The organism is Rhodococcus sp. F64268 (assembly GCF_023015605.1).
Lineage (GTDB): Bacteria > Actinomycetota > Actinomycetes > Mycobacteriales > Mycobacteriaceae > Rhodococcus.
Genome location: NZ_JALKAI010000009.1, coordinates 94,393 through 118,637, shown reverse-complemented (window position 1 = coordinate 118,637; position 24,245 = coordinate 94,393). Strand labels below are relative to the sequence as shown.

At 65.3% G+C, this 24,245-nt stretch carries 26 protein-coding genes; 21 read left to right on the top strand and 5 right to left on the bottom strand.

Annotated features, from left to right (window positions below; all coding sequences use genetic code 11):
• Window positions 1-85 precede the first annotated feature (85 nt).
• The 16 genes from ftsH to MWU77_RS19935 all read left to right on the top strand — a co-directional run bounded on the left by ftsH (window position 86) and on the right by MWU77_RS19935 (window position 16,692).
• A complete protein-coding gene (gene ftsH, locus MWU77_RS20010) occupies window positions 86-2,614 on the top strand; it encodes an ATP-dependent zinc metalloprotease FtsH (RefSeq protein WP_247274590.1) in 2,529 nt (842 codons plus the stop codon).
• Window positions 2,615-2,670: 56 nt separating this feature from the next.
• On the top strand, window positions 2,671-3,324 hold the full coding sequence (folE, locus tag MWU77_RS20005; protein ID WP_169688039.1) for a GTP cyclohydrolase I FolE: 654 nt from the start codon (window positions 2,671-2,673) through the stop codon (window positions 3,322-3,324).
• 29 nt (window positions 3,325-3,353) lie between these two features.
• Window positions 3,354-4,205 carry a dihydropteroate synthase gene (gene folP, locus MWU77_RS20000; protein WP_169688434.1) on the top strand — a complete coding sequence of 284 codons (852 nt, stop codon included), beginning with the start codon at window positions 3,354-3,356 and terminating at the stop codon, window positions 4,203-4,205.
• Window positions 4,198-4,566, top strand: a complete 369-nt coding sequence (folB, locus tag MWU77_RS19995) for a dihydroneopterin aldolase (protein WP_169688040.1) — start codon at window positions 4,198-4,200, stop codon at window positions 4,564-4,566. The genes folP and folB overlap by 8 nt, the downstream gene beginning before the upstream one ends.
• Window positions 4,563-5,117, top strand: a complete 555-nt coding sequence (gene folK / locus MWU77_RS19990; protein ID WP_247274589.1) for a 2-amino-4-hydroxy-6-hydroxymethyldihydropteridine diphosphokinase — start codon at window positions 4,563-4,565, stop codon at window positions 5,115-5,117. Before folB ends, folK begins: the two co-directional genes overlap by 4 nt.
• Window positions 5,114-5,590, top strand: coding sequence for a DUF3180 domain-containing protein (locus MWU77_RS19985; RefSeq protein ID WP_169688042.1), 477 nt, complete (start codon window positions 5,114-5,116; stop codon window positions 5,588-5,590). The genes folK and MWU77_RS19985 overlap by 4 nt, the downstream gene beginning before the upstream one ends.
• 95 nt (window positions 5,591-5,685) lie before the next feature.
• Window positions 5,686-6,444, top strand: coding sequence for a DUF6779 domain-containing protein (locus tag MWU77_RS19980; protein WP_247274588.1), 759 nt, complete (start codon window positions 5,686-5,688; stop codon window positions 6,442-6,444).
• Between the two features lie 137 nt (window positions 6,445-6,581).
• Window positions 6,582-7,517 carry a Rossmann-like and DUF2520 domain-containing protein gene (locus MWU77_RS19975; RefSeq protein ID WP_247274587.1) on the top strand — a complete coding sequence of 312 codons (936 nt, stop codon included), beginning with the start codon at window positions 6,582-6,584 and terminating at the stop codon, window positions 7,515-7,517.
• Complete coding sequence (panC, locus tag MWU77_RS19970) at window positions 7,510-8,448, top strand: pantoate--beta-alanine ligase (protein WP_247274586.1); 939 nt, start codon at window positions 7,510-7,512, stop codon at window positions 8,446-8,448. Before MWU77_RS19975 ends, panC begins: the two co-directional genes overlap by 8 nt.
• A 39-nt stretch (window positions 8,449-8,487) precedes the next feature.
• Window positions 8,488-8,922, top strand: a complete 435-nt coding sequence (gene panD / locus MWU77_RS19965; protein ID WP_054718669.1) for an aspartate 1-decarboxylase — start codon at window positions 8,488-8,490, stop codon at window positions 8,920-8,922.
• Window positions 8,923-8,924: 2 nt separating this feature from the next.
• Complete coding sequence (locus MWU77_RS19960) at window positions 8,925-9,764, top strand: type III pantothenate kinase (protein ID WP_169688435.1); 840 nt, start codon at window positions 8,925-8,927, stop codon at window positions 9,762-9,764.
• Window positions 9,765-9,857: 93 nt separating this feature from the next.
• Window positions 9,858-10,310 (top strand): rhodanese-like domain-containing protein, encoded by a 453-nt coding sequence (locus MWU77_RS19955; RefSeq protein ID WP_169688046.1) that lies wholly within the window; start codon window positions 9,858-9,860, stop codon window positions 10,308-10,310.
• A gap of 55 nt (window positions 10,311-10,365) precedes the next feature.
• Window positions 10,366-11,877: a lysine--tRNA ligase gene (gene lysS, locus MWU77_RS19950; RefSeq protein WP_169688047.1), complete on the top strand. Its 1,512-nt coding sequence runs from the start codon at window positions 10,366-10,368 to the stop codon at window positions 11,875-11,877.
• 104 nt (window positions 11,878-11,981) lie between these two features.
• Window positions 11,982-12,338: an Lsr2 family protein gene (locus MWU77_RS19945; protein WP_169688048.1), complete on the top strand. Its 357-nt coding sequence runs from the start codon at window positions 11,982-11,984 to the stop codon at window positions 12,336-12,338.
• 119 nt (window positions 12,339-12,457) lie between these two features.
• Window positions 12,458-13,888, top strand: coding sequence for a phospholipase D-like domain-containing protein (locus tag MWU77_RS19940; protein WP_169688049.1), 1,431 nt, complete (start codon window positions 12,458-12,460; stop codon window positions 13,886-13,888).
• Window positions 13,889-14,148: 260 nt separating this feature from the next.
• Complete coding sequence (locus tag MWU77_RS19935) at window positions 14,149-16,692, top strand: ATP-dependent Clp protease ATP-binding subunit (protein WP_169688050.1); 2,544 nt, start codon at window positions 14,149-14,151, stop codon at window positions 16,690-16,692.
• Window positions 16,693-16,777: 85 nt separating this feature from the next.
• Here the strand turns inward: MWU77_RS19935 and MWU77_RS19930 are convergent, their stop codons facing one another.
• Window positions 16,778-17,371, bottom strand: a complete 594-nt coding sequence (locus tag MWU77_RS19930; RefSeq protein WP_247274585.1) for a TIGR03086 family metal-binding protein — start codon at window positions 17,369-17,371, stop codon at window positions 16,778-16,780.
• 65 nt (window positions 17,372-17,436) lie between these two features.
• Window positions 17,437-18,708: an amidohydrolase family protein gene (locus MWU77_RS19925; protein WP_247274584.1), complete on the bottom strand. Its 1,272-nt coding sequence runs from the start codon at window positions 18,706-18,708 to the stop codon at window positions 17,437-17,439.
• A 59-nt stretch (window positions 18,709-18,767) separates the two neighbouring features.
• Here MWU77_RS19925 and MWU77_RS19920 point away from each other — a divergent pair, with 59 nt between their 5' ends.
• The 4 genes from MWU77_RS19920 (at window position 18,768) to MWU77_RS19905 (ending at window position 22,018) form a co-directional block, all read left to right on the top strand.
• Window positions 18,768-19,598 (top strand): helix-turn-helix transcriptional regulator, encoded by an 831-nt coding sequence (locus tag MWU77_RS19920; protein ID WP_247274583.1) that lies wholly within the window; start codon window positions 18,768-18,770, stop codon window positions 19,596-19,598.
• 54 nt (window positions 19,599-19,652) lie between these two features.
• A complete protein-coding gene (locus MWU77_RS19915; RefSeq protein ID WP_169688054.1) occupies window positions 19,653-20,600 on the top strand; it encodes a YafY family protein in 948 nt (315 codons plus the stop codon).
• Window positions 20,601-20,709: 109 nt separating this feature from the next.
• Complete coding sequence (locus MWU77_RS19910; protein ID WP_169688055.1) at window positions 20,710-21,150, top strand: OsmC family peroxiredoxin; 441 nt, start codon at window positions 20,710-20,712, stop codon at window positions 21,148-21,150.
• Window positions 21,151-21,283: 133 nt separating this feature from the next.
• A complete protein-coding gene (locus MWU77_RS19905; RefSeq protein ID WP_169688056.1) occupies window positions 21,284-22,018 on the top strand; it encodes a DsbA family oxidoreductase in 735 nt (244 codons plus the stop codon).
• 7 nt (window positions 22,019-22,025) lie between these two features.
• Here the strand turns inward: MWU77_RS19905 and MWU77_RS19900 are convergent, their stop codons facing one another.
• Window positions 22,026-22,901, bottom strand: coding sequence for a helix-turn-helix domain-containing protein (locus tag MWU77_RS19900; protein ID WP_240959126.1), 876 nt, complete (start codon window positions 22,899-22,901; stop codon window positions 22,026-22,028).
• 77 nt (window positions 22,902-22,978) lie between these two features.
• Here MWU77_RS19900 and MWU77_RS19895 point away from each other — a divergent pair, with 77 nt between their 5' ends.
• Complete coding sequence (locus tag MWU77_RS19895) at window positions 22,979-23,380, top strand: nuclear transport factor 2 family protein (RefSeq protein ID WP_169688057.1); 402 nt, start codon at window positions 22,979-22,981, stop codon at window positions 23,378-23,380.
• On the opposite strand, the gene MWU77_RS19890 is transcribed toward MWU77_RS19895, so the two are convergent.
• On the bottom strand, window positions 23,371-23,922 hold the full coding sequence (locus MWU77_RS19890; RefSeq protein ID WP_169688058.1) for a DUF1990 family protein: 552 nt from the start codon (window positions 23,920-23,922) through the stop codon (window positions 23,371-23,373). The genes MWU77_RS19895 and MWU77_RS19890 overlap by 10 nt on opposite strands.
• Window positions 23,922-24,227: an antibiotic biosynthesis monooxygenase gene (locus MWU77_RS19885; protein WP_054713867.1), complete on the bottom strand. Its 306-nt coding sequence runs from the start codon at window positions 24,225-24,227 to the stop codon at window positions 23,922-23,924. Before MWU77_RS19885 ends, MWU77_RS19890 begins: the two co-directional genes overlap by 1 nt.
• Window positions 24,228-24,245: the final 18 nt, after the last annotated feature.

Genomic DNA, 24,245 nt, shown 5'->3' with positions numbered 1-24,245 from the left:
GATTGGTCACGGGTCTGGGAAGCGCCACAACGACCACATTGCTGACGCCACTATCGAAAGGACCGGCCGGCCCGGCCGAACCTGTATGAACCGCAAGACAGTGTTTCGTAATCTGGGGATAGTCCTCGGCATCCTGTTGGTCATCTACGCCTTCAGTTACTTCGGCGACGACACGCGCGGCTTCACAAAGGTCGATACGTCCGTCGCGATCGCGCAGCTCGACGCAGGCAACGTCAAGCAAGCGCAGATCGACGACCGTGAGCAGCAGGTCAGGTTGTGGCTCGACAGCGGTAACGACTCGACCGAAGGCTCGACGGAGATCCTCGCGAAGTACCCGGCCTCGGCGTCCGAACAGGTCTTCGACAAGGTCGCTGCATCCGATGCCGAATCATTCGACACACAGGTCACCCAGGAGAGCTGGCTGACGTCGATTCTTCTGTTCGTGTTGCCGATGATCATCCTGCTCGGTGTGTTCATCTTCGTGATGAGCAGGATGCAAGGTGGCGGCCGTGGCGGCATGATGGGCTTCGGCAAGTCGAAGGCCAAGCAGCTGTCCAAGGACATGCCGAAGACGACCTTCGCCGACGTCGCAGGCGCGAACGAAGCCGTCGAAGAGCTCTACGAAATCAAGGACTTCCTGCAGAACCCCGCTCGTTACCAGGCATTGGGCGCGAAGATCCCGAAGGGCGTACTTCTGTACGGACCTCCCGGCACCGGCAAGACCCTGCTCGCCCGCGCGGTCGCAGGTGAGGCGGGAGTCCCGTTCTTCACGATCTCCGGCTCCGACTTCGTCGAGATGTTCGTCGGTGTCGGCGCCTCGCGCGTACGCGACCTCTTCGAGCAGGCCAAGCAGAATTCGCCATGCATCATCTTCGTGGACGAGATCGACGCGGTCGGCCGTCAGCGCGGCGCAGGACTCGGCGGCGGGCACGACGAGCGTGAGCAGACACTCAACCAGTTGCTGGTGGAGATGGACGGCTTCGGCGACCGCCAGGGCATCATCCTCATCGCGGCCACGAACCGCCCCGACATCCTCGATCCCGCCCTGCTGCGTCCCGGTCGTTTCGACCGGCAGATCCCCGTCAGCAATCCCGATCTGGCCGGGCGTCGCGCGATCCTCCAGGTGCATTCCAAGGGCAAGCCGATCGACCAGCATGCCGACCTCGAAGGCCTCGCGAAGCGCACCGTGGGTATGTCCGGCGCGGATCTCGCGAACGTCGTCAACGAGGCTGCACTGCTGACCGCCCGTGAGAACGGCACCGTCATCACCGAGGCGATCCTCGAAGAATCCGTCGACCGCGTGATCGGCGGCCCCCGTCGCAAGAGCCGGATCATCAGCGAGCACGAGAAGAAGATCACCGCCTACCACGAAGGCGGGCACACACTCGCAGCGTGGGCGATGCCCGATATCGAACCGGTCTACAAGGTCACGATCCTTGCTCGTGGCCGTACCGGCGGGCACGCGATGACAGTGCCCGAGGACGACAAGGGCCTGATGACACGCTCGGAGATGATCGCGCGGCTCGTCATGGCGATGGGTGGTCGAGCCGCGGAAGAACTGGTGTTCCGCGAGCCCACCACCGGTGCGTCATCCGATATCGATCAAGCAACCAAGATCGCCCGCGCGATGGTCACCGAGTACGGCATGAGTGCGAAGCTCGGAGCTGTTCGCTACGGTCAGGAACAGGGCGATCCGTTCCTCGGTAGGTCCATGGGCGTGCAGTCCGACTACTCGCACGAGATCGCACGGGAGATCGACGAGGAGGTGCGCAACCTGATCGAGGCTGCGCACACGGAAGCCTGGTCGATTCTCAACCAGTATCGCGACGCACTCGACCTCATTGCAGGTGAACTGCTCGAGCACGAGACGCTCACCCGCAAGGACCTCGAACGGATTCTCGCTACGGTCGAGAAACGTCCCCGAATCACGACATTCAACGATTTCGGTGATCGTGTGCCGTCGGACAAGCCGCCGATCAAGACTCCCGGCGAACTCGCCAAGGAACGCGGCGAGCCGTGGCCGCCGGAGCCGCCGTCGCTGACCAAGCCCGCGCCGCAGGAACAGCCGCAGGTGCCGCAGCAACCGCAGCAGTTCCCGCCACCGCAGCAGCAGTACCAACAGCCGCAGCAGCCCGCAGGTCAGGCGCCTCAGTCCACCGGTCCTGCTCCGACCCAGCAGATGTTCGGACAGCCGTCTGCAGGACAGGCTCCGCAGGCGCCCGCTCCGGCGCAGCAGCCGCCGGCGCAGCAGCCGTCCGGCCAGAGCAACGGCTACCAGGCTCCGCAACCGGCACCTGCGTCGGAACCCATGCCGGGCTTCCCGCCGGCTGCCGACCAGTACACGGGCGGCCCCCGGCACGCGACCCGCCCCGATTACGGTGCTCCCGCGGGTTGGTCGGCACCCGGATGGCCGCCGCAGGATCGGCCGAACCAGCCGCAGGACCAGTCCGGCGGCGTCTATCAGCGGGGCTACCCCGACTGGACACAGCAGGGCAACGCGGACGGCGTGAGCGGCGCAGGCGGCGACACCGGCTCGCAGCGCGACGACGACGGCCGGACACCTCCCGAGCCTCCCCCCACGCAACCGTGGGACGGGCCGGCAGGCCACCGCTGAGCTTGCGCGGAAACAGCGTAGTTCCCAGATCACATCCAGAAAGTGGAGGACGTCGGGTGTCGGTGAATCACCTCAATACGGAGGCGAGTCCTGCCTCGGGCAACCATGACGACACTGAGTCGTTGAGTCTGTCGTCGGGTCGGCCCTTCGATCAGGCCCGGGCCGAAGCAGCCGTGCGGGAACTGCTCATTGCGGTCGGCGAGGACCCCGAACGCGAAGGGCTGCGCGACACTCCGGCTCGTGTCGCACGGGCCTACCGCGAGGTGTTCAGCGGACTGTTCACCGTTCCCGACGAGGTACTCAACACCACCTTCGACGAAGGCCACCAGGAACTCGTCATGGTGCGCGACATTCCGATGTACTCGACGTGTGAGCACCACCTCGTCTCGTTTCACGGTGTCGCCCACGTCGGCTACATCCCCGGGTCCACGGGGCGCGTGACAGGACTGTCGAAACTCGCCCGCCTCGTCGACCTCTACGCGAAGCGACCGCAGGTGCAGGAACGTCTGACGAGTCAGATCGCCGACGCACTCGTGCGCAAGCTCGAGCCGCGCGGCGCCATCGTCGTCGTCGAAGCCGAGCACCTGTGCATGGCGATGCGCGGTATCCGGAAACCGGGAGCGAGCACCACGACATCCGCGGTGCGCGGGTTGTTCCAGACGAGTTCGGCGTCTCGCGCAGAAGCCCTGGATCTCATCCTGCGCCGGTGAGCATCCCTACGGACACACAGTGGCCCCTCATGCGGGACGCACAGCGGCCCATCGTGATGGGCGTACTCAACGTCACCAGCGACTCCTTCTCCGACGGAGGACGCTATCTCGATCGTGACACCGCGATCGCCCGCGGATTCGAGCTCCGCGAACTCGGAGTCGACATCGTCGACGTCGGCGGCGAATCGACCCGTCCTGGCGCGGCCCGGGTCGATCCCGAGATCGAGGCCGCACGCGTCGCGCCTGTCATCGAGGCGCTGGCTGCGGCCGGGATCGCCACCAGCGTCGACACCATGCGCGCGTCCGTTGCCGCTGTCGCCATCGACGCCGGGGTGACGATCGTCAACGACGTATCGGGAGGCCGGGCGGATCCGAACATGGCGTCTGTCGTGGCGTCGGCGGGAGTCCCGTGGATCCTGATGCACTGGCGACCCACCGGCGAGTTCGTTCACGCAGGGGGAAGCACCCACTACGACGATGTGGTGCGCGAGGTTCGCGACGAACTCCTCACCCAGGTCGATGCCGCACTCGCGGCGGGAGTCGCGCGCGAGAACCTCGTCCTCGATCCCGGTCTGGGATTCGTGAAGAACCCCGATCACAACTGGGAACTCCTTCATCGACTGCCCGAGCTGACCGAACTCGGACTCCCGGTGCTGATCGGTGCGTCGCGCAAACGATTCCTGGGGTCTCTGCTCGCCGCACCCGACGGGACCGTGCGCTCGCCGGATGGGCGGGAGGTCGCGACAGCGGTGGTTTCGGCCCTCGCTGCGACACACGGTGCGTGGGGTGTGCGAGTACACGATGTGCAGGCGAGTCGCGATGCGCTCGCCGTCGTTCGGGCATGGCAACGAGGCAGTGCGGAAGGTGTACGCGGTGGGTGATCGCATCGAACTGCGCGGGCTGAAGGTTCGTGGCAACCACGGGGTGTTCGATCACGAGAAGCGTGACGGGCAGGACTTCTTCATCGACATCGTCGCGTGGCTGGACCTGGCTCCGGCCGGAGCCAGCGATGATCTCGTCGACACCCTCGATTACGGGGGACTCGCCGAGCGGGCCGCCGCGATCGTCGGCGGCCCTGCGCACGACCTCATCGAGACAGTGGCCGGCCGGATCGCGGACAGCGTCCTGGCTGATGGCCGGGTGTCGCGGGTGGAGGTGACCGTGCACAAGCCGTCGGCGCCGATCCCCCTGACGTTCACCGATGTGGCGGTGGTGGTCGATCGGGTCCGGGGCACCGAATGAGTCGCGCGGTGCTGTCGATCGGCTCCAATCTCGGAGACCGGCTCGCGTATCTGAAAACCGTTGTCGACGCCCTCGGGCCGCGAGTATGCGCGGTGTCGAGTGTGTACTCCACTGCGCCGTGGGGTGGTGTCGAGCAGCAGGATTTCCTCAACGCCGTCGTGGTCGCCGAGGACGACAGTTTCGGCGAGTACGACTGGCTGACTCTGGGACGTGAACTCGAAGCTGCTGCGGATCGCGTCAGAGTGCAGCATTGGGGCCCTCGAAGTCTCGACGTCGATGTCGTCGTCTGCCGAACCGATGCGGGGGAGGTGCGCAGTGACGACCCCGAGTTGTTGCTGCCGCATCCTCGCGCACACGAGCGTGCCTTCGTCCTGGTTCCGTGGCTCGACGTCGAACCGGCTGCGAGTCTCGCCGCGAATGGGCACACCCGACCGATCTCGGACTGGCTCTCGGACCTCGACGAGGCCGAACGGGTCGGCGTGCACCGCACCGACCTGGTGCTGGTCGATCATGCGCCGGGCGCGGAGGACGATCCCGGGGATCGCCGATGATGAAAGCGACACGAATCCGCGACCTGCTGGCTCTCGGGCTGCTCGCCGCGGTTGTTGCGTGGTTGCTGATCCGCACCATGTACGGTTCGTTGCCGCCGATCCCGGTGTATGCCGGTGCATCGCTGTATCCGGTGGCTGCCCTCGAAATGGTGCTTGCATTCATGATCCGCTCGCGGGTGAACAACCATCAGCTCGGCGACGGACCTCGCCAGTTGCACCCCATCACCGCGGCACGCTCGGTGGCGCTGGCCAAGGCGTCTGCACTCGTCGGAGCGGCGAGTGCCGGCGTGTGGGCGGGCTTTCTGCTGTATCTCCTGCCGCAGCGAGGCACGGTGCAGGCCGCGTCCGAAGACACGTCGGGCGTGATCGTCGGTGCGATCGCGGGTGTGGCGCTCGTCGCGGCAGCATTGTGGCTCGAACATTGTTGCCGCACACCCGAGGATCCGGACGAGCCGTCCGAGCCCGCGACCTGAGGGTGCGGTCGGCCCCGTGGGCCGATCGTCGCGATTCGACTGCGTGTCGCGATGATCTCAGGCCCGGCCGAGCGTCGGCCAGTACCCTGGCAATCATGGTGTTCCGGGCGCGAGGCAGTAAGGATCGGCGGCCGTGGCGTAGTTCCGGCTCGGTCATCGTTGCCGGGCTTCTTGCGCTCGCGATGGTCGCCTCGTTGTTGCTCGTGTTCAGCGACAGCGTTCAGATGCTACGAATCGCCGTGGTCGTCGCGTTGTGGTGCGCGGTCGTCGGGGCCATTGCAATGACCAAATACCGCCGGGAATCGGCGCTCGACAGGGCCAAGGCGGAAGACCTCAAGACCGTGTACGAGTTGCAACTCGACCGCGAGATCTCGGCACGCCGCGAATACGAGTTGGGGGTCGAGGAGAAGGTCCGGTCCGAGCTCCGGATCGACGCCGACGAAATGACCGCACTGCGAACCGAACTCGCGGCGCTGCGCCGCAGCCTCGAAGCCTTGTTCGACGGGAAGCTCCCCGATGACGGTCTTGCGCTGGAGGGCGAGTCCGTCCGCGAACTCGACAGCGCGCCCCGGGTGAACGCTCCGAGCCCCTCCGGTCCGGCATTTGCATCGCCCGACGACGAACCGTTGACGGCGGAAACCGAGATCGTGACGTCCGGTGCCGAACAGTCGGATGCGGAGCGAGCGGTCGACGCCGAATCCGATGACGCCGAAGCCGCGGCCGCGAAGTCGGACACGCCGGGTGTACCGGCGGGGCGGCGGGCTCGTCGTCGCCGTGATGCGGAGGCGTCCGGCAGCCACGTACAGGGTCGGTCCGTCGCTGAAATCCTGGCGAACCTGTCGTCGGATCGCTGAGAACCGCGCTCGCCGGCCTCTCCGGTGAGGTATAGATCACGCCGCTTCTCCATGGCCTGTCACAAAGGCCGCGCGCTATTGTCGTGCAGAACGTCTGGTACCCGCTGCGCGGGACTGGAACGAACGAGAGGACCCCCGTGACTTCCTTCGGGATCACAAACGCGCCCGCCCCTGCCCGGCTGTCCGTGGGCATCGTCTCCGCAGGGCGTGTCGGAACCGCACTGGGAGCGGCGCTCGAACGTGCCGGACACGTCGTCGTTGCATGTTCGGCGGTGTCCGAAGTGTCCAAACATCGCGCCCACACGCGTCTGCCGGAGTCTCAGATCCTGCCTGTCGACGAAGTCGCGGGCAGATGCGATCTGCTCCTGCTGGCAGTGCCTGATTCGGAGCTCGCCGGATTGGTTGCCGGCCTCGCAGCCACCGGAGTCGTGCGCCGTGGCACGTTGGTCGTGCACTGTTCCGGTGCCCACGGCATCGAGATCCTCGCGCCGCTGACCCGAGTAGGCGCAACTCCACTCGCGATCCATCCCGCGATGACCTTCACCGGTCACGACGAGGACACAGCACGTCTGTCGTCGACGTGTTTCGGGATCACCGCCGCCGACGAGGTCGGTTACGCGATTGCGCAGGCGCTCGTCATCGAGATCGGCGGCGAACCGGTCCGGGTGTCCGAGGCGATGCGCCCGCTCTACCACGCGGCTCTCGCTCACGGCAGCAATCACCTGGTCACACTGGTATCCGACGCTGTCGAAGCCCTGCGGACCGCACTTGCAGGGGACGAACTCCTCGGCCAGCAACTCGTCGATGCCGAGCCCGGTGGAGTCGCCGAGCGTGTCATAGCGCCGCTGCTCACCGCGGCGCTCGACAACGTCCTGCGGCGCGGTCCGGCGGCCCTGACCGGCCCGGTGGCACGCGGCGACGCTGACGCGGTGGCCACACACTTGCGTGTGCTCGAGGACGTCGATCCGCAGATCGCCGCCGGATACCGCGCTCTGTCGTTGAGATCTGCGCAGCGCACCGGTTCGAAGCCGGAACTGATGGAAATCCTCGAAGGGGCTGATCACAGTGAGTGAAACGGAACAGCGCGGATACGTGCGCGGCGAACTGACCGTGCACCACGACCCGGCTGCCTTGACCAAGGTCACGAAGGCGTTGCGCGGCGTCGGTCGTACCGTGGCCCTCGTACCGACGATGGGTGCACTCCACACCGGGCACCTCGAACTCGTGCGGCAGGCCAAGCTGACCGGCGCGGTCGTGGTGGTGTCGATCTTCGTCAATCCATTGCAGTTCGGTGCGAACGAAGATCTCGACGCTTACCCGCGCACCGTCGACGCGGACATCGAGTTGCTGCGCGAAGCCGGAGTGGAACTCGTGTTCGTCCCGTCCGTCGCCGCGATGTACCCGGCGGGGCGTCGTACGATGATCCATCCGGGCCCGCTCGGTGCCGAGCTCGAAGGCGGATCGCGCCCGACGCATTTCGCTGGCATGCTCACGGTCGTCGCGAAGTTGCTGCAGATCGTCGGACCGAACAGCGCGTTCTTCGGCGAGAAGGACTATCAGCAGCTCACGTTGATCCGCCAGATGGTGACCGACCTGAACTTCGACGTTCGGATCATCGGTGTGCCCACGGTCCGGGAAGCCGACGGCCTCGCGTTGTCGTCGCGCAACCGCTACCTCGACGCCGAGCAGCGGGAGATCGCCACCGTCCTGTCCGCGGCGCTCGTCGCGGGCGCGCATGCCGCTGCCGGTGGCGCCGACGCGATCCTGTCGGCGGCGCACGACGTGCTGGCCTCCGCACCTGCAATCGAGGTGGACTATCTGGAGTTGCGCGGAGCCGACCTTGGCGAAGCTCCCGAGCGAGGCGACGGCCGGCTGCTCGTGGCCGCACGACTGGGCTCCACCCGTTTGATCGACAACGTGGGGGTCGCGGTCGGAACAGGCTTCCTCGAACGGGCGACCGGCCCGGTCGATCCCGATGCCGAAGACGACCTGCTCGCTCGCTGACGCGAGTTCACGACGAGAAGAAAGAAACTGAGGACCGACATGTTTCGCACCATGATGAAGTCGAAGATCCACCGCGCAACGGTGACGCACGCCGACCTGCATTACGTCGGTTCGGTGACGGTCGACCAGGATCTGATGGACGCGGCGGATCTGCTCGAAGGTGAGCAGGTGTGCATCGTCGACATCGACAACGGCAACCGTCTCGAGACGTACGTCATCGCCGGCGAGCGTGGATCCGGTGTCATCGGGATCAACGGCGCTGCAGCGCATCTCGTGAATCCCGGCGACCTGGTCATTCTCATTGCCTACGGCGTGATGAACGAACAGGAATGCAAGGATTACGCGCCGCGTGTCGTGTTCGTCGATGCGGAGAACCGCCAGGTCGAACTGGGCAGCGACCCCGCGCACGCACCCGAGGGGTCCGGTCTGATCACCCCGCGGATGCTGTCGACTCTCGACGCATCGATGGTGTAGTGGTGCTCCTGGCTGTCGATGTCCGGAATTCCGACATCGTTCTGGGCCTGTTCACCGGCAGCGGTTCGCACGCAAAACTGCTGCGGGATTGGCGGATTCGTACCGATTCGCGGATGACCGCGGACGAACTCGCTTTCGCGTTCCGGGGATTGCTGGGTGATCACGTGGAGCAGATCACCGGTGTCGTTGCGCTGTCGACGGTCCCGTCGGTGTTGCGAGAGTTGAGGGTGATGCTCGCCCGGTACTGGGATCGGGTACCCCACGTGGTGGTCGAACCCGGTGTCCGTACGGGGGTTCCGCTGCTCGTCGACAATCCGAAGGAGGTCGGCGCCGACCGGATCGTCAACAGTCTTGCCGCCCATCATTTCTACGGCGGCCCCTGCATCGTCGTCGATTTCGGTACGTCGACCTGCGTCGACGTGGTGTCTGCGAAGGGCGAGTTCCTCGGTGGTTGCATCGCGCCCGGGGTGGAGATCTCGATGGACGCACTTGCGTCGCAATCGGCGGCTTTGCGCATGGTCGAACTCGTGCGGCCGCGGGCGGTGCTCGGCAAGAACACCGTCGAATGCATGCAATCAGGAGCGGTTTTCGGCTTTGCCGGCATGGTCGACGGGCTCGTCGGCCGAGTGTGCGCGGAGGTCCCCGGATTCGGCGGTGACGACGTCGTGGTGATCGCCACCGGCGACAGCGCCCCGCTGATCATGGAGGAATCGCGTCTGCTCGAGCATCACGAACCGGACTTGACCCTCGAAGGTCTGAGGTTGGTCTACGAGCGGAATCAGGAACGGCGTGCGTCGAGGCGGGGGGCCGCCGAGGCTTCCGCGCGCCGCAATTCTGTGTAAGAATGTCTCCCGTGATCCGCCGCATGTGTGCCCAGGAGTGTTGTCGAGGCTGACGTCCGCCTCGATCGATAACACCTTCCTGGGAGCTTTTTCATGCGCGCTGCGCTTGTCTCGTCCTTCTCTTCATCGCCCTCCGTTCCGGTTGCGCTTCTGCCGCTTGCCGTCGAGCGAACCTATCCCACAGAACTGGCTGCCGCCGTTGCTCGCGGCGCAGTGATCGTCGATGTCCGCACCACGGCTCAGCGCGAGGCTCAGGGCACGCTGCCCGGCGCCCTCGCGATCTCCGAGGAGCTGGTCACGGCCCGACTCGACCCCGCGAATCCCGGTCGTCTGGCCGTCGCCGTCGACCTGGACGTCGAGTGGATCCTGGTATCCGCCGAGGGCGCCGATTCACACCGCCTCGTCGCGGGCCTGCAAGAGCGAGGCCTGCGTCGTGTCTCCCACATGGCGGGCGGCTACCACGCGATCCTGGAGGCCCGGATGGTTCAGGCCGTCACGCAGGCCCATCACATCCTCGCCGACGTGGAGCGCGTCACAGCGCACTGAGGAACTGTGCGGCTGCGACGTTGTGACGTGGCGCTCTCGGATAGTCTGGTTACCCGTGAGTGATGCCAGCGTTCAGCAGCCCGACGATACCCCCGAACAGATCCGGGTCCGCCGCGACAAGCGCGAACGACTCCTGGCCGAAGGCAAGGATGCGTATCCCGTCGTCGTGCCGCGCACGCACACGCTCGCGGAGATTCGTGCCGAGTACCCCGATCTCGAACCGGACACAGCGACCGGTGTGCAGGTCGGTGTGGTCGGACGTGTGATCTTCATGCGCAACACCGGCAAGCTGTGCTTCGCCACCCTGCAGGAAGGCGACGGAACCCAGCTGCAGGTGATGGTCAGTCTCGCCGCCGTGGGCGAGGAGTCCCTCGCCGAGTGGAAGTCGCTCGTCGATCTCGGTGACTTCGTGTTCGTGCACGGTGAGGTGATCAGCTCCAAGCGCGGTGAACTCAGCGTCATGGCCGATTCGTGGTCGATGGCGTCGAAGGCTCTGCGACCGCTCCCTGTCGCGCACAAGGAGATGAACGAGGAATCCCGGGTTCGGCAGCGTTACGTCGACCTGATCGTCCGCCCGGAGGCCCGCAAGAACGCCCGGATGCGCGTCGAGGTCGTGCGTGAGGTTCGAAACGCGCTCGAGCGCCGCGGATTTCTCGAGGTCGAGACGCCGATGCTCCAGACGCTGCACGGTGGTGCTGCCGCGCGCCCCTTCGTGACGCATTCGAATGCCCTCGACATCGACCTGTATCTGCGTATCGCGCCCGAGCTTTTTCTGAAGCGTTGTGTGGTCGGCGGCATCGACAAGGTCTTCGAAATCAACCGCAATTTCCGTAACGAGGGTGCCGACTCCACGCATTCACCGGAGTTCGCGATGCTCGAGACCTACGAGGCCTACGGTACGTACGACGATTCCGCGAAGATGATTCGTGAGATGATCCAGGAGGTCGCCTTCGCTGTGTTCGGCAGCCACGTCGTCACTCTGGCGGACGGCACCGAATACGACTTCGGCGGGGAATGGAAAGTCCTCGAGATGTACCCGTCGTTGTCGCAGGCGATCGGAACCGATGTCACACCCGACACCACGATCGCGGAATTGACCGATCTGGCAGGCAAAGTGGGGCTCGAAATTCCCGAAGGGAAGGGATGGGGGCACGGTAAGCTCGTGGAAGAGCTGTGGGAGCACATGTGCAGCGACCAGTTGAACGAGCCCACATTCGTCCGCAATTTCCCGGTCGAGACCTCGCCGCTCACCCGCGATCACCGCACTGTGCGCGGAGTCACGGAAAAATGGGACCTCTATGTGCGCGGTTTCGAGCTGGCCACCGGATATTCGGAACTCGTCGATCCCGTAATTCAGCGTGAGCGGTTCGTGGATCAGGCACGTCTCGCGGCCGAGGGCGATGACGAGGCAATGGCTCTCGACGAGGATTTCCTCGCCGCTATGGAACAGGGAATGCCGCCTACCACCGGAACCGGGATGGGAATCGATCGGTTGCTGATGGCGCTGACCGGCCTGGGAATCAGGGAAACTATCCTCTTCCCCATTGTTCGCCCGACCACTCGCTGAATAGGCCCGAAACCTTTCGGTATAGACATGCGTTAATTGCGCGGTATTGTGGTCTGGTCCCGTGGGGGGAAAGCGCATTTCTTGATGGAGAGGGTTTCCAGCACATGGCAAAGAAGGTCACCGTCACACTTATCGACGATGTCGACCAGGAATCGGCGGCAGACGAGTCGGTAGAGTTCGGACTCGACGGCGTGACCTACGAGATCGATCTGTCGGAAGACAATGCGGCAGCGTTGCGGGAACAGTTGGAGTACTGGATTCAGCACGCCCGTAAGGTCGGCGGCCGTAAGCGCAGCAAAGCCGTACAAAGTGCACCGGCGGCGAGCAAGTCGTCGCGGGGAACAACGGATCGCGAGCAAACTGCTGCTATCCGTGAATGGGCGCGAAACAACGATCTCCAGGTCTCCGCACGTGGGCGGATCTCTGCCGACATTATCGAGCAGTACAACAACGCGCACTGAGTTTTTCGGCCCAGGCCGAACAGCGCCGTCGGTGTCCGCTGCTGCGGACGCCGACGGCGCTGTCGCATTTCGTTCGCGTGCATTTGTCGCCGGTGTCTTCCGGCGTAACATCTCTGCTCATGGCCGAACGTGTGCTGGTGCCGGGGGAAACATGCTGGAGGACGGAGCATGCCGATCGGCTCACCTTCATCGTCGAGGCGGCAGACTATTTTCGTCACGCGAAATCGGCGATGTTGCAGGCGCGTGAACGCATCATGTTGATCGGATGGGATTTCGATACCCGGATCAAGTTCGAACCGGGCGGTCGCACGCTGGACGGGCCGAACCGGCTCGGCGCATTTCTGAAATGGCTCCCGAAGCAGAATCCCGACCTCGACATCCACCTCCTCAAATGGAACATCGGCGCACTCGCGGCGATCGGCAGGGGCATGACGCCGGTGTTCGTCCTCGACTGGCTCACCGACCCGCGCGTGCATTTCGAAATGGATGGCGCGCACCCGGTCGGTGCAGCCCATCACCAGAAGATCATCGTCATCGACGACGCACTCGCATTCTGCGGTGGCATCGACATGACCGTCGACCGGTGGGACACCTCCGATCACCCCGACCGCAGTCGATATCGACGTGAACCGAACGGGCGACGCTACGGTCCCTGGCACGACGTCACTGCCGCGGTGGACGGCGCGGCCGCACGCGCACTCGGCGACCAGGCGCGTGCGCGATGGAAGTCGGCAACGGGGGTGGATCTCGACCCCGCCGGTCCTCGTGACGCATTCTGGCCTGACGGGCTCGCGCCTTCGGTCACCGACATCGACGTGTCGATCGCCAGAACTCTGCCCGAGTACGGCGACCGTGAGGACGTCCACGAGATCGAGGCGCTCTATCTCGCAGTGATCGCGAAGACCCGGAGCAGCCTGTACCTCGAAAGTCAGTATCTGGCGTCCCGCACCATCGCGGAAGCGCTCGCCGCGAGGCTGGGTGAGGACGATGGCCCCGAGATCGTGCTCGTGATACCCCGCAATGCGGAGGGTTGGCTCGAGCGGAAGGCGATGGACGGTGCCAGGCGTTCCCTGTTGCATCTGCTGTGGGCCGCCGACGTCCACGGCAGGTTTGAGGCCTACTACCCGGTGACCGAGGCCGGTAGGCCGATCTATGTGCACGCGAAGGTCGTCGTCATGGACGACATCCTGGTGCGGATCGGATCGTCGAACCTCAACAACCGGTCCATGGGCTTCGACACCGAATGCGATCTTGCACTCGAAGCCGCTGGTGCGGGCGATCCGGTCTCTCGCGCGGCGGCAGACCTGCGCAGCAGGCTTCTCTGCGAGCACCTCGATGTCGATGCGCAGACCTGGGACCGGGCCGTCGAGGAAGAGGGGTCGTTGCTCGCGGCGATCGAGCGCCTGCGGGGTTCGGGCCGTTCCCTGCGTCCGTTCGGACCGGGTACGGTTGGACAGGAGGGCAGTCCCCTCGCGGAGAACGCGCTCATGGATCCGGAGCGGGCACCGAAGAGTGCAGGTCGGCGGATCCGACAGGTTCTCACTCGCTGACCGTCTGTTCGCTTCTGGCGTACAGGTTGCGGAAACGTATGCGTCACGTGCAGCGTTACCTCTTGTAGTCGTGTTTTCCGCTACCACCTTCCGGGGTGGAGGGGAAGCGGGTGGAATTCACGCCAACTAGAGTGTCGAGTGGGATCGTGGAACCTTCGCTGGTTCGATGTGAACGACTCGAGTGCCGGAGCGAAGAGCGGCTGCCGGGGTCCGGGACAACCTCGTACCGGATCCGTCGGCCGAGAGTGTGAGGGAGTGCGATGTTCGAAAGGTTCACCGATCGCGCGCGGCGCGTCGTTGTCCTGGCTCAGGAAGAAGCCAGGATGCTCAACCACAACTACATCGGCACGGAGCACATCCTCCTGGGCCTCATCCACGAGGGTGAGGGCGTGGCGGCGAAGTCGCTCGAGTCGTTGGGGATCTCCCTGGAAGGTGTCCGCAGTCAGGTCGAGGAGATCATCGGCCAGGGACAGCAGGCCCCGTCCGGGCACATTCCGTTCACTCCCCGTGCCAAGAAGGTGCTCGAGCTCAGCCTCCGTGAGGCGCTGCAGCTCGGTCACAACTACATCGGTACCGAGCACATCCTCCTGGGCCTCATCCGTGAAGGCGAAGGTGTGGCAGCTCAGGTGCTCGTGAAGCTCGGCGCCGACCTGAACCGCGTTCGCCAGCAGGTCATCCAGCTGCTCTCGGGTTACCAGGGCAAGGAGCCGCAGGAGGCCGGCACCAGCCGCGGCGAGGCCGGCACCCCGTCGACGTCGCTCGTGCTCGACCAGTTCGGCCGGAACCTCACGCAGGCCGCTCTCGAAGGCAAGCTCGATCCGGTCATCGGTCGTGCGAAGGAAATCGAGCGGGTCATGCAGGTGCTGTCCCGCCGCACCAAGAACAACCCGGTGCTCATCGGTGAGCCCGGCGTCGGCAAGACCGCCGTGGTCGAGGGCCTGGCTCAGGCGATCGTCAACGGCGAGGTTCCGGAAACCCTCAAGGACAAGCAGCTCTACACGCTCGATCTGGGTTCTCTCGTCGCAGGCAGCCGGTACCGCGGCGACTTCGAGGAACGACTCAAGAAGGTCCTCAAGGAGATCAACAGCCGCGGCGACATCATCCTGTTCATCGACGAGCTGCATACGCTCGTCGGCGCGGGTGCAGCAGAAGGCGCGATCGACGCCGCGTCGATCCTCAAGCCGAAGCTCGCTCGCGGTGAACTGCAGACGATCGGCGCGACCACTCTCGACGAGTACCGGAAGTACATCGAGAAGGACGCGGCGCTCGAGCGTCGCTTCCAGCCCGTCCAGGTCGGCGAGCCGACGGTCGAGCACACCATCGAGATCCTCAAGGGGCTGCGCGACCGCTACGAGGCGCACCACCGTGTGTCGATCTCGGACAAGGCGCTCGTGGCTGCGGCGACTCTCGCCGACCGCTACATCAACGACCGCTTCCTGCCGGACAAGGCGATCGACCTCATCGATGAGGCCGGTGCCCGGATGCGCATCCGCCGGATGACCGCGCCGCCGGACCTGCGCGAGTTCGACGACAAGATCGCCGATGCGCGCCGCGAGAAGGAATCGGCGATCGACGCGCAGGACTTCGAGAAGGCCGCGAGCCTGCGCGACAAGGAGAAGCAGCTCGTCGCACAGCGCTCCGAGCGCGAGAAGCAGTGGCGTGCAGGCGATCTTGATGTCGTGGCTGAGGTCGACGAAGAGCAGATCGCCGAGGTGCTCGCGAACTGGACCGGCATTCCCGTGTTCAAGCTCACCGAGGAGGAGACCACCCGTCTTCTCCGTATGGAGGAAGAGCTGCACAAGCGGATCATCGGCCAGGAGGACGCCGTCAAGGCGGTAGCGAAGGCCATCCGTCGTACGCGTGCCGGCCTCAAGGATCCGAAGCGGCCGTCCGGCTCGTTCATCTTCGCCGGTCCGTCCGGTGTCGGTAAGACCGAGCTGTCCAAGGCGCTCGCGAACTTCCTGTTCGGCGAGGACGACGCGCTCATCCAGATCGACATGGGCGAGTTCCACGACCGATTCACCGCGTCGCGCCTGTTCGGTGCGCCTCCCGGATACGTCGGATACGAAGAGGGCGGCCAGCTCACCGAGAAGGTCCGCCGCAAGCCGTTCTCCGTTGTGCTGTTCGACGAGATCGAGAAGGCACACCAGGAGATCTACAACACACTCCTGCAGGTCCTCGAAGACGGTCGCCTGACCGACGGTCAGGGCCGCACGGTGGACTTCAAGAACACAGTGCTGATCTTCACGTCGAACCTCGGTACGTCGGACATCTCGAAGGCTGTCGGCCTGGGCTTCAGCTCCGGCAAGGGAGACCAGTCGAACTACGAGCGGATGAAGAACAAGGTCAACGACGAGCTGAAGAAGCACTTCCGCCCGGAGTTCCTCAACCGTATCGACGACATCATCGTGTTCCACCAGCTCACGCAGGAACAGATCATCGAGATGGTCGACCTGATGATCGGTCGTGTCGAGACCCAGCTCAAGAACAAGGACATGGGGATCGAACTCACCGAGAAGGCGAAGTCTCTGCTGGCCAAGCGCGGATTCGATCCGGTGCTCGGTGCCCGCCCGCTGCGTCGCACCATCCAGCGCGAGATCGAGGATCAACTCTCCGAGAAGATCCTCTTCGGCGAGATCGGCGCAGGCCACATCGTCCTGGTCGACGTCGAGGGCTGGGACGGTGAAGGTTCCGGTGAGAACGCGAGGTTCACCTTCGCGGCGAGTGAGAAGCCGGCCGAGGTGCCCGACACCCCGGCAGTAGCGCTCGCGAAGAGCGGCGAGGGCGAAGCGGAAGCCCAGTAACAACGCGCGTAGACGCCGAGGGGCGGCACTCCGGATGGAGTGCCGCCCCTCGGCGTTGCAGATTGCTGGGCAGCTGGTTCAGGCGTCAGTTCTTCCACGTGGCGGTCGGTCGTCCGGACCAGTTGGCGAGGCGTTCGGTGGCTCCCGCGGCAGGAGTGGGTTCCACCACCGGTCCGAATGGGACAGGCCCGCCCCGCGGGGTCTCGGGGAGTGCACGCTGCATGATGCCGAGTGCTGCGTCGGCCAGGGCCGGGTCGGCCTCCGCCGGTTGACCTGTTGCTGCCGCCAGGTCCCAACCGTGCACGAGTGCTTCGTTGAGCGCGATGAGGACCGCGGCGCGCCCGGGAAAGGTGCCCCAGGGAGCGCTGACTTCCGTGTCGAGCATCGCGTCGTCGTTCCACACCTCCCAGTAGCGGTCGGCGCTCGTGCGCAGCGCGGAGACCCATCTGTCATCCGGTTCGGTGACGACTTCGGGCACGGTCGCAGGGTCGCCGCCTGCTCCGATGAGACGACCTTTCTCGACGGTGGAGACGAGATGCCCGATGAGCGAACGCACGTCGAATTCAGGGCACGGGGTGGGGTCGGTGAACTGGGCGGGCCGGACTCCGTCGATGAGTCCGGCCACCCAGTCGAGGGCGTCACGGAACAGGGGGCGCGGGTCTGTCTGCGTCGTTGTCATGACACCCAGCATGGGCCCGAAACACGTCACCCTCTGTCATGTATTCCGGACCGATTCCGAGGAGATCATCCCGCGGTCACGGAATCCTTGTGTTTGGCTTCGTAGAGCTTCGCCCACTCGGCGCGGGACCGGATCGAGGTGTCGACGTCGGTCGCCGTGGCCCGCAACGCTCCGACGGTCGCGTCCTCGCGCTTGATCTTCGAGAACGGGTCCCAGTTGAAGAAACGGCAGGAGTTCTGCCAGGTGATCTTGTCGATCTCGGCGTCGGTCGCTCCCGCGGCCTCCAGCTCGCCGAGTACCTTCTCCGGCGCATCGGGCCAGAAGCAATCGGAGTGGGGGTAGTCGCACTCCCACGCGATGATGTCGATGCCGATTTCGTGACGCAGCTTGAGTGCGGTGGGGTCGGTGACGTAGCAGGCGAGCGAGTGCTCCTTGAAGACCTCGCTGGGAAGTTTGCCGCCGAAGTCGCGACGGAGCCAGCGTTGATTGGTGTAGTGCCGGTCGCAGCGGTCGAGGAAGAAGGGTATCCAGCCGATGCCGCCTTCGGAGAAGGCGAACTTGAGGTCCGGGTAGGAACGCATGGCCGGGCCCCACAGGAGATCCTGCGCCGCGATGGCGGAGATCTGGGTGGCGAGCACGATCAGGTTGTCGATGGGCGCATCCTTCGCCATCGAGATCGCGCCGAACCCCGAACCGATATGCAGGCACATCACGACGCCCTCGTCGGACAGGGTCTGGAACACCGGGCCCCAGTAGTCGATGTCGTGGTAGCTGGGAAGTCCCTCGAGGTGGGGGAGTTCGGGCATGGTTACGGCGCGACAGCCCTTGGCTGCGACGCGTCGGATCTCGTCGCACATCGCAGGCACGTTCCACGTGGGCAGGAGGGCGAGCGGCAGGAACCGATCGGGGTAGGCACCGCACCATTCGTCGATGTGCCAGTCGTTGTAGGCCTGCACCATCACGACGGTCACCTCGGCCTGGTGCTGGTTCAGGTGGCGTGCAGAGAAACCGGTGAACGTGGGAAAGCACATGGAACCGACGATGCCGTTGCGGTCCATGTCGCGTACGCGCTCGTGGATGTCGTACACGCCGGGGCGCATCTCGGCGAACCGCGCGGGATCGCGACCCCATTCTTCTGCGGGCCACGAGACCACCGCGTTGAGTCCGCTGACCCCGGTCGGTTTTCCCTGGTAGACCCACTGGTCGACACCTTGCTCGGTGACGATGACCTTGGGTGCTTCGTCCCGGTACTTGGCCGGAACGTGGCGGGCGAACATGTCGGGTGGTTCGACCACGTGGTCATCGATGCTCACGAGAATCATGTCGTCGAGTTGCATATTCACTCCTGGGTGCTGCTCATCACATAGGGGTTACTCCTGTTGTACCGTTCATAGGCATGACCGTCTCTACGCAATCGGCCATGCATCGTGCAGGATCGGACAACCTCAAGAGTCTGCGTCGCAGTGCGGCGATAACCGCCGGAAGTTACCTCTACGAGGGCGGGAGCCTCGTGACGGACTGGCACAGCCACGATATGCACCAGATCGAGTACGCCGTCGGTGGCGTGGTCGAAGTGGAGACCGCGACCACCCACTACCTGCTGCCACCTCAGCAGGCGGTGTGGATACCGGCGGGACTGCGCCACCAGGCGACCATGAGCCCCAGGGTCCGCTCGATCGCCGTGATGTTCGATCCGGAACTGGTGCGATTCCACGGTGAACGCGCCGCTGTCCTCGACGTCTCGCCGCTCATCCGGGAGATGATCATCTACGCGCAGCGATGGCCCGTCGGCAGATTGTCCGACGACACCGCGGCAGAGCGCTTCTTCGCGACCCTGGGCGGTCTCGTCCTCGACGCGATCGACTCCGACGAAGCGCTCCTCAGCCTTCCGATGTCGGATCATCCCGTCGTGCACGAGGCAATGGCGTTCGCGAAGGCGAATCTCCACGACGTCACCATCGGCGAGGTCGGCCGCGCGGTGTCGGTATCGGATCGCACCTTGCGCCGGTTGTTCGACGAGCACGTGGGGATGTCGTGGCGCACCTATCTGCTCCAGGCCCGGATGTTGCGCGCGATGGCGCTCCTCGCCTCGCCCGAGCAATCGGTGCAGGAAACCGCCCGCGCCGTCGGGTTCGACAACGGAAGCTCGTTCGCTCGGGCATTCAGCGACTTCTGCGGACAGTCCCCGTCGTCGTACCGGCACCGCAGCGCAATCGAACGGTCCTGACCTAGAGAAGCAATCACGACACTTCGTGTCGGGTTTCGGTGCCATGATTCGGTGATGCGCGCTGAACGGCTGCTCTCGCTGGTGTTGATGCTCAGAAATCGGGGCCGGATGACCGCCCCGGCCATCGCCCGCGAACTCGAAGTCTCGGTGCGGACCGTCCTGCGCGACGTCGAGGCGCTGTCGTCGGCCGGAATTCCGGTGTATGCGGAACGCGGCCGTGACGGAGGCTTCGCGTTGCTGCCCGGCTTCACCACCGACCTCACCGGGTTGACTATCGACGAGGCGACAGCGCTGCTCGCCGCGAGCGCTTCCACCGATACTGCGGCCCTCGGCATGGCGCCTGCGTTCGCCGCCGCGATGCGGAAGGTCACCGACGCGTTGCCCGAAGCAGGGCGCACGGCAGCCATCCGGGCATCGGAACGGATTCTGGTCACCGGCTCCGGATGGATCACGGATTCATCGGTCGATCCCCACCTCGGCGCGGTGCAGCAAGCTGTGTTCGACGGCGTACGCCTACGGATCCGGTATCGCCCGCGCGACCGCGACGCCGGGTGGCGGACCGTCGACCCGGTCGGTGTCGTCAGCGCCGCCGGTCGGTGGTACCTGGTGGCCTTGCACCGCGGCGACGAACGCACCTACCGGCTCTCGCGTATCGATGAGGTGAAAGTGCTCGACGTCAAGGCCGAGCGACCGGACGATGTCGATCTCGCCGAGATCTGGCAGCGCAGGCGGGCTCGATTCCGCGCGGGTATGCCCACCATCTCCGCGACCGTGAAGGTGCGCGAGAGTCGCCGAGACGAACTCGCTGCGGTCGCGATCTCGGTGGCCGAACGCCCTGCGGACGACGAACGGTGGTGTCTCGCCGAGGTCGAGTTCGGGAGTTCGGGCCACGCAGGAGCGGTGATGTGGCAACTCGGTGACGACGCCGAACTTCTGGCACCGCAGGCGCTGCGCGACGAGATCCGCATGCAGGCGCTGAAGCTTTCGGCTCGCCACCGATGATCGGGCAGTGAAGCTTCCGCCGATTGTCCGAGAACCGGAGACTGTGGCGCACGAATCGGCGTAGGTTCGGGCCAGAGTGTTTGAATCGGGCCGGATGGAGGGAGTAGCAATGCCGACACGGAGTGCACGGACCGCATGGAACGGTGGACTCGAGGACGGGTCGGGCCAGGTCGAACTGACCAGCTCGGGACGCGGGACATTCGATGTGTCGTTCCCGAAGCGATCGGCGGAGAACGCCGACGGTGCGACGAGCCCGGAAGAACTGATCGCCGCGGCCCACTCGACGTGTTTTGCGATGCAGTTGTCCGCGGTGATCGCCGAATCCGGGGGCACCCCGCAGAGTCTCGAGGTCAAAGCCGACGTGTCGCTCGGCCCGCACCCCGAGGTGGGGTTCCGGCTCACCGGAATCAAGCTGACCGTCCGCGGTGAAGTCGACGGCCTCGACGCCGCAGGCTTCGAGAAGGCCGCGCAGACAGCGAAAGAGATCTGCCCGGTGAGCCGCGCGCTGACGGGTGTCGAGATCACGCTCGACGCGGCACTCGAATCCTGACCCTGCGCCGCTGCCGAGAATCGGCGTCTCTCGGCGGCGGTGCAACGTCCGTTCGAAGGGGGAGCCGGAGTCGCGCGACGTCGAGCTTCGCGGATCGGGAACAATCCGCGGCAGCCTCGCCGTTGTTCGACTCGTGAACGTACCTGCCGATACAACCCTTCCCGCCGCCCAAATCGAGATCTGGTCGGATATTGCCTGCCCGTGGTGCTACATCGGCAAGCGCCGATTTTCCGCAGCCCTCGCTGATTTCCCGCAGCGCGACCGGGTCACGGTGACGTGGCGGTCGTATCAGCTCGCACCCGAGACGCCCGCGGGCCTGAGGAAGCCCGAGATCGAGGCGCTGGTCGAGATGAAGGGCATGCCCGCCGAACAGGTTCGGCACATGTTCGCCCAGGTGTCCGCCACTGCTGCGCAGGTCGGGCTGGACATCGAATTCGACACGGTGATCGCGGCGAACACCTTCGACGCACACCGTCTGGTGCACCTCGCCGGCGACAAGCGTGACGAACTGCTCGAGGCACTGTTCCGTGCGCATTTCGTCGACGGCAAGGTTGTGGACGATCGTGAGGAGCTGGTGCGTATCGCCGTGTCGGTGGGACTGGATGCGGATGAGATCCGCACCGATCTCGAGTCCGACGCTGCTGCCGATGCCGTCCGCGCCGACCTCCTGGAGGCCCGGAAGCTCGGTGTCACCGGAGTCCCGTTCTTCGTCGCCGACCGCGCGGTCGCGGTGTCGGGAGCTCAGACGAAGGACGTGTTTCTCGCATTGCTGGAACGCGCGATTTCCGACGCAGACAGTGCTGAGCCCGTCGTAGATCCGGTTGCCGATGACGCTGACGGATGCGCGGGAGACAGCTGCGAGGTGTGAACGTAGGTCACATCGACCGGAGGATCCTTGCGGTCGAGGCGTCCGCGGGGAAGAACGTCTCGATCGCGATCTCGTCGAGTGTCACATCGTGCGGGGACCCGAACACCGTCGTCGTATAGAGCAGGGCGAGATCGCCGTGAGCCGTGGCGAACACGAGAGGCATCGCGAGATCGTTCGGCACCGTGTCGTCGTCCCGCTGGCCTTCCGGAACCGGATACTCCGCGAGTTCATCGCGCAACTGCGTGAGCTCCGGCATCGCGGTGTGCGAGAGTTGGCGCTCGACTCTCCGGAGGACGTGGGCTCGCCACGGCACGAAGTTGCGGATCGCCGGCGCCAGGCCCTCTGGGTGGAGCGTCGCCCGAAGGATGTTGGCGGGCGGTTCGAGTAGATGGGGCGCGATGCCCGTGAGCAGGCCGTTCGCAGGTCCGTTCGCCGCGAGTAGTTCCCAGCGTGCGTTCACCGCCATCGCCGGATTCGGCTCGTGTCCCCTGAGGACCGCCTCGACCGCATCTCGCGCGGCCCCCAGATCCTCGAGCGGATGCTCGGGATGGGCAGGCGCGTAACCTGCCGCGAGGTACAGCCGATTGCGCTCTCGGAGCGGGATCCCGAGCTCTTCCGACAATCGTTCGATCACACCGCGGCCGGGGACGGATCGACCGGTCTCGACGTAGCTGAGGTGCCGGGTCGACAGGTCTGCAGCGATCGACAGTTCGAGTTGGGAGCGGCCGCGTTGCTCACGCCACGACTTCAGAAGCAGTCCGACACCGTCTGTCCGTGTGGCGGGGCCTGTACGTGTGGCGGGGCCTGTACGTGTTGCGGGGTGGTCGGCCATGTCTCCACGATCCGCGACCGCGTGCGGTGCAGCAATGACCTCCGACGTCATCGACTTGCGGCCTCCGGATGGATCAGGCTCGATTCGGTCGCAGTACTTCGCGGCCACGATTCCGACAGGAGGATGACATGACCGACACGACGAACTTCGAAGGAACCGACGTTGCGGCCGCGATCGAGCGGTACGTGCGGTTCTGGAATTCCGGCGACGACGAATCGCTCACCCGCGACACGTGGTCCGACGACGTCGAATACTGCGCACCAGTGGGGGTACTCGGCGGTCCGGCCGCGCTCGTCGACTTCCGGAAGCAATTCGGTGAACACATGAGGGGCTACGAATACAGACTTCGCGGTGAGCCCGATGTCCATCACGATCGGGCGCGGGTGATCTGGGAGCTGATCACCCCCGATGCGGACCCGTTCGCGACAGGAACCGACATTCTCGTCGTGGACGACCGGGGCCGGGTACGCGGTGTGACGGCGTTTCTGGACCGCCCTCCGGACGGTTTCGATCCGCACGCTCACCACTGATCGTCGGCGATCCCGTCGAGACACTGATCGTCGGCGATCCCGTCGAGATAGCGCTGCGTGATACGGCGTTGCACCAGGCGACCGAGCGGGCCCGCGAGCCGGGTGTACCAGCGTGCAGGGCGGGAGAACGCAGTGATCCGAGCAGTGACGTTGCCGTCGATGCCACGTTCGACGAGGAAAGTCTCCTCGCCGCTCTCTGGATGCCCGGTCAACGTGCCGTACGAGAAACCGCGACGACCGGGCTCGTCGATGACGTCGACCACCCGGCACCACGCTGTCGCACGGATGGGCCCGATGCCCCATTCGAGGCGTATGTCGAGTCCGGGAGTGGGATGCGGGGTGCCTTGCGCCACCCGGATACCGGCGGCGCGGTGCATCTGCCAGCCGAACAGCCGGCGGGATGCGGCATCGAAAATCCGGTCGCCGGTGCCCAGTTCACGCACCATCGCCAACGACCGGTAGCCGGCCGGGAAGACATCTTCCCGGCCGGCGCCCACATCGGGATAGTTGAACTCGCGCCCGGATCCGCCGGGCACGGACATCAGGACTTCTTGACGTCGAGGACGACTTCGAACTCGAGCAGCGATGCGCCCGACGCAACGGGCTTCTTGGCCTCGCCCGCGTGCGCGGCTCGAGCGTCGCCGTCACGCCATGCAGCGAAGTCCTCCTCGGTCTCCCACTGGGTGACGACGAAGTAGCGGGTCTCGCCCGCAGTCGGGCGGAGGAGCTGGAATCCGAGGAAGCCCTTGGAATTGTCGACGGTGTGCGCGCGATTGGCGAACCGCTTCTCCAGCTCGGGGCCTGCGCCCTCGGGGATTTCGATTGCGTTGATCTTCACGACTGCCATGCGCGCGAGCCTACTCCG

Excerpts from the sequence above, each read along its gene's own strand:
- folP (WP_169688434.1), top strand. The coding sequence starts at position 3,354 with ATGCGGGACGCACAGCGGCCCATCGTGATGGGCGTACTCAACGTCACC.
- MWU77_RS19890 (WP_169688058.1), bottom strand. The coding sequence starts at position 23,922 with ATGTCCGTGCCCGGCGGATCCGGGCGCGAGTTCAACTATCCCGATGTG.
- MWU77_RS19920 (WP_247274583.1), top strand. The coding sequence starts at position 18,768 with ATGACCGTCTCTACGCAATCGGCCATGCATCGTGCAGGATCGGACAAC.
- MWU77_RS19945 (WP_169688048.1), top strand. The coding sequence starts at position 11,982 with ATGGCAAAGAAGGTCACCGTCACACTTATCGACGATGTCGACCAGGAA.
- ftsH (WP_247274590.1), top strand. The coding sequence starts at position 86 with ATGAACCGCAAGACAGTGTTTCGTAATCTGGGGATAGTCCTCGGCATC.
- MWU77_RS19930 (WP_247274585.1), bottom strand. The coding sequence starts at position 17,371 with ATGACAACGACGCAGACAGACCCGCGCCCCCTGTTCCGTGACGCCCTC.
- folK (WP_247274589.1), top strand. The coding sequence starts at position 4,563 with ATGAGTCGCGCGGTGCTGTCGATCGGCTCCAATCTCGGAGACCGGCTC.
- MWU77_RS19980 (WP_247274588.1), top strand. The coding sequence starts at position 5,686 with ATGGTGTTCCGGGCGCGAGGCAGTAAGGATCGGCGGCCGTGGCGTAGT.
- MWU77_RS19900 (WP_240959126.1), bottom strand. The coding sequence starts at position 22,901 with ATGACGTCGGAGGTCATTGCTGCACCGCACGCGGTCGCGGATCGTGGA.
- panD (WP_054718669.1), top strand. The coding sequence starts at position 8,488 with ATGTTTCGCACCATGATGAAGTCGAAGATCCACCGCGCAACGGTGACG.
- MWU77_RS19985 (WP_169688042.1), top strand. The coding sequence starts at position 5,114 with ATGATGAAAGCGACACGAATCCGCGACCTGCTGGCTCTCGGGCTGCTC.
- MWU77_RS19940 (WP_169688049.1), top strand. The coding sequence starts at position 12,458 with ATGGCCGAACGTGTGCTGGTGCCGGGGGAAACATGCTGGAGGACGGAG.
- MWU77_RS19925 (WP_247274584.1), bottom strand. The coding sequence starts at position 18,708 with ATGCAACTCGACGACATGATTCTCGTGAGCATCGATGACCACGTGGTC.
- MWU77_RS19935 (WP_169688050.1), top strand. The coding sequence starts at position 14,149 with ATGTTCGAAAGGTTCACCGATCGCGCGCGGCGCGTCGTTGTCCTGGCT.
- MWU77_RS19910 (WP_169688055.1), top strand. The coding sequence starts at position 20,710 with ATGCCGACACGGAGTGCACGGACCGCATGGAACGGTGGACTCGAGGAC.
- MWU77_RS19915 (WP_169688054.1), top strand. The coding sequence starts at position 19,653 with ATGCGCGCTGAACGGCTGCTCTCGCTGGTGTTGATGCTCAGAAATCGG.
- MWU77_RS19895 (WP_169688057.1), top strand. The coding sequence starts at position 22,979 with ATGACCGACACGACGAACTTCGAAGGAACCGACGTTGCGGCCGCGATC.
- MWU77_RS19955 (WP_169688046.1), top strand. The coding sequence starts at position 9,858 with ATGCGCGCTGCGCTTGTCTCGTCCTTCTCTTCATCGCCCTCCGTTCCG.
- MWU77_RS19885 (WP_054713867.1), bottom strand. The coding sequence starts at position 24,227 with ATGGCAGTCGTGAAGATCAACGCAATCGAAATCCCCGAGGGCGCAGGC.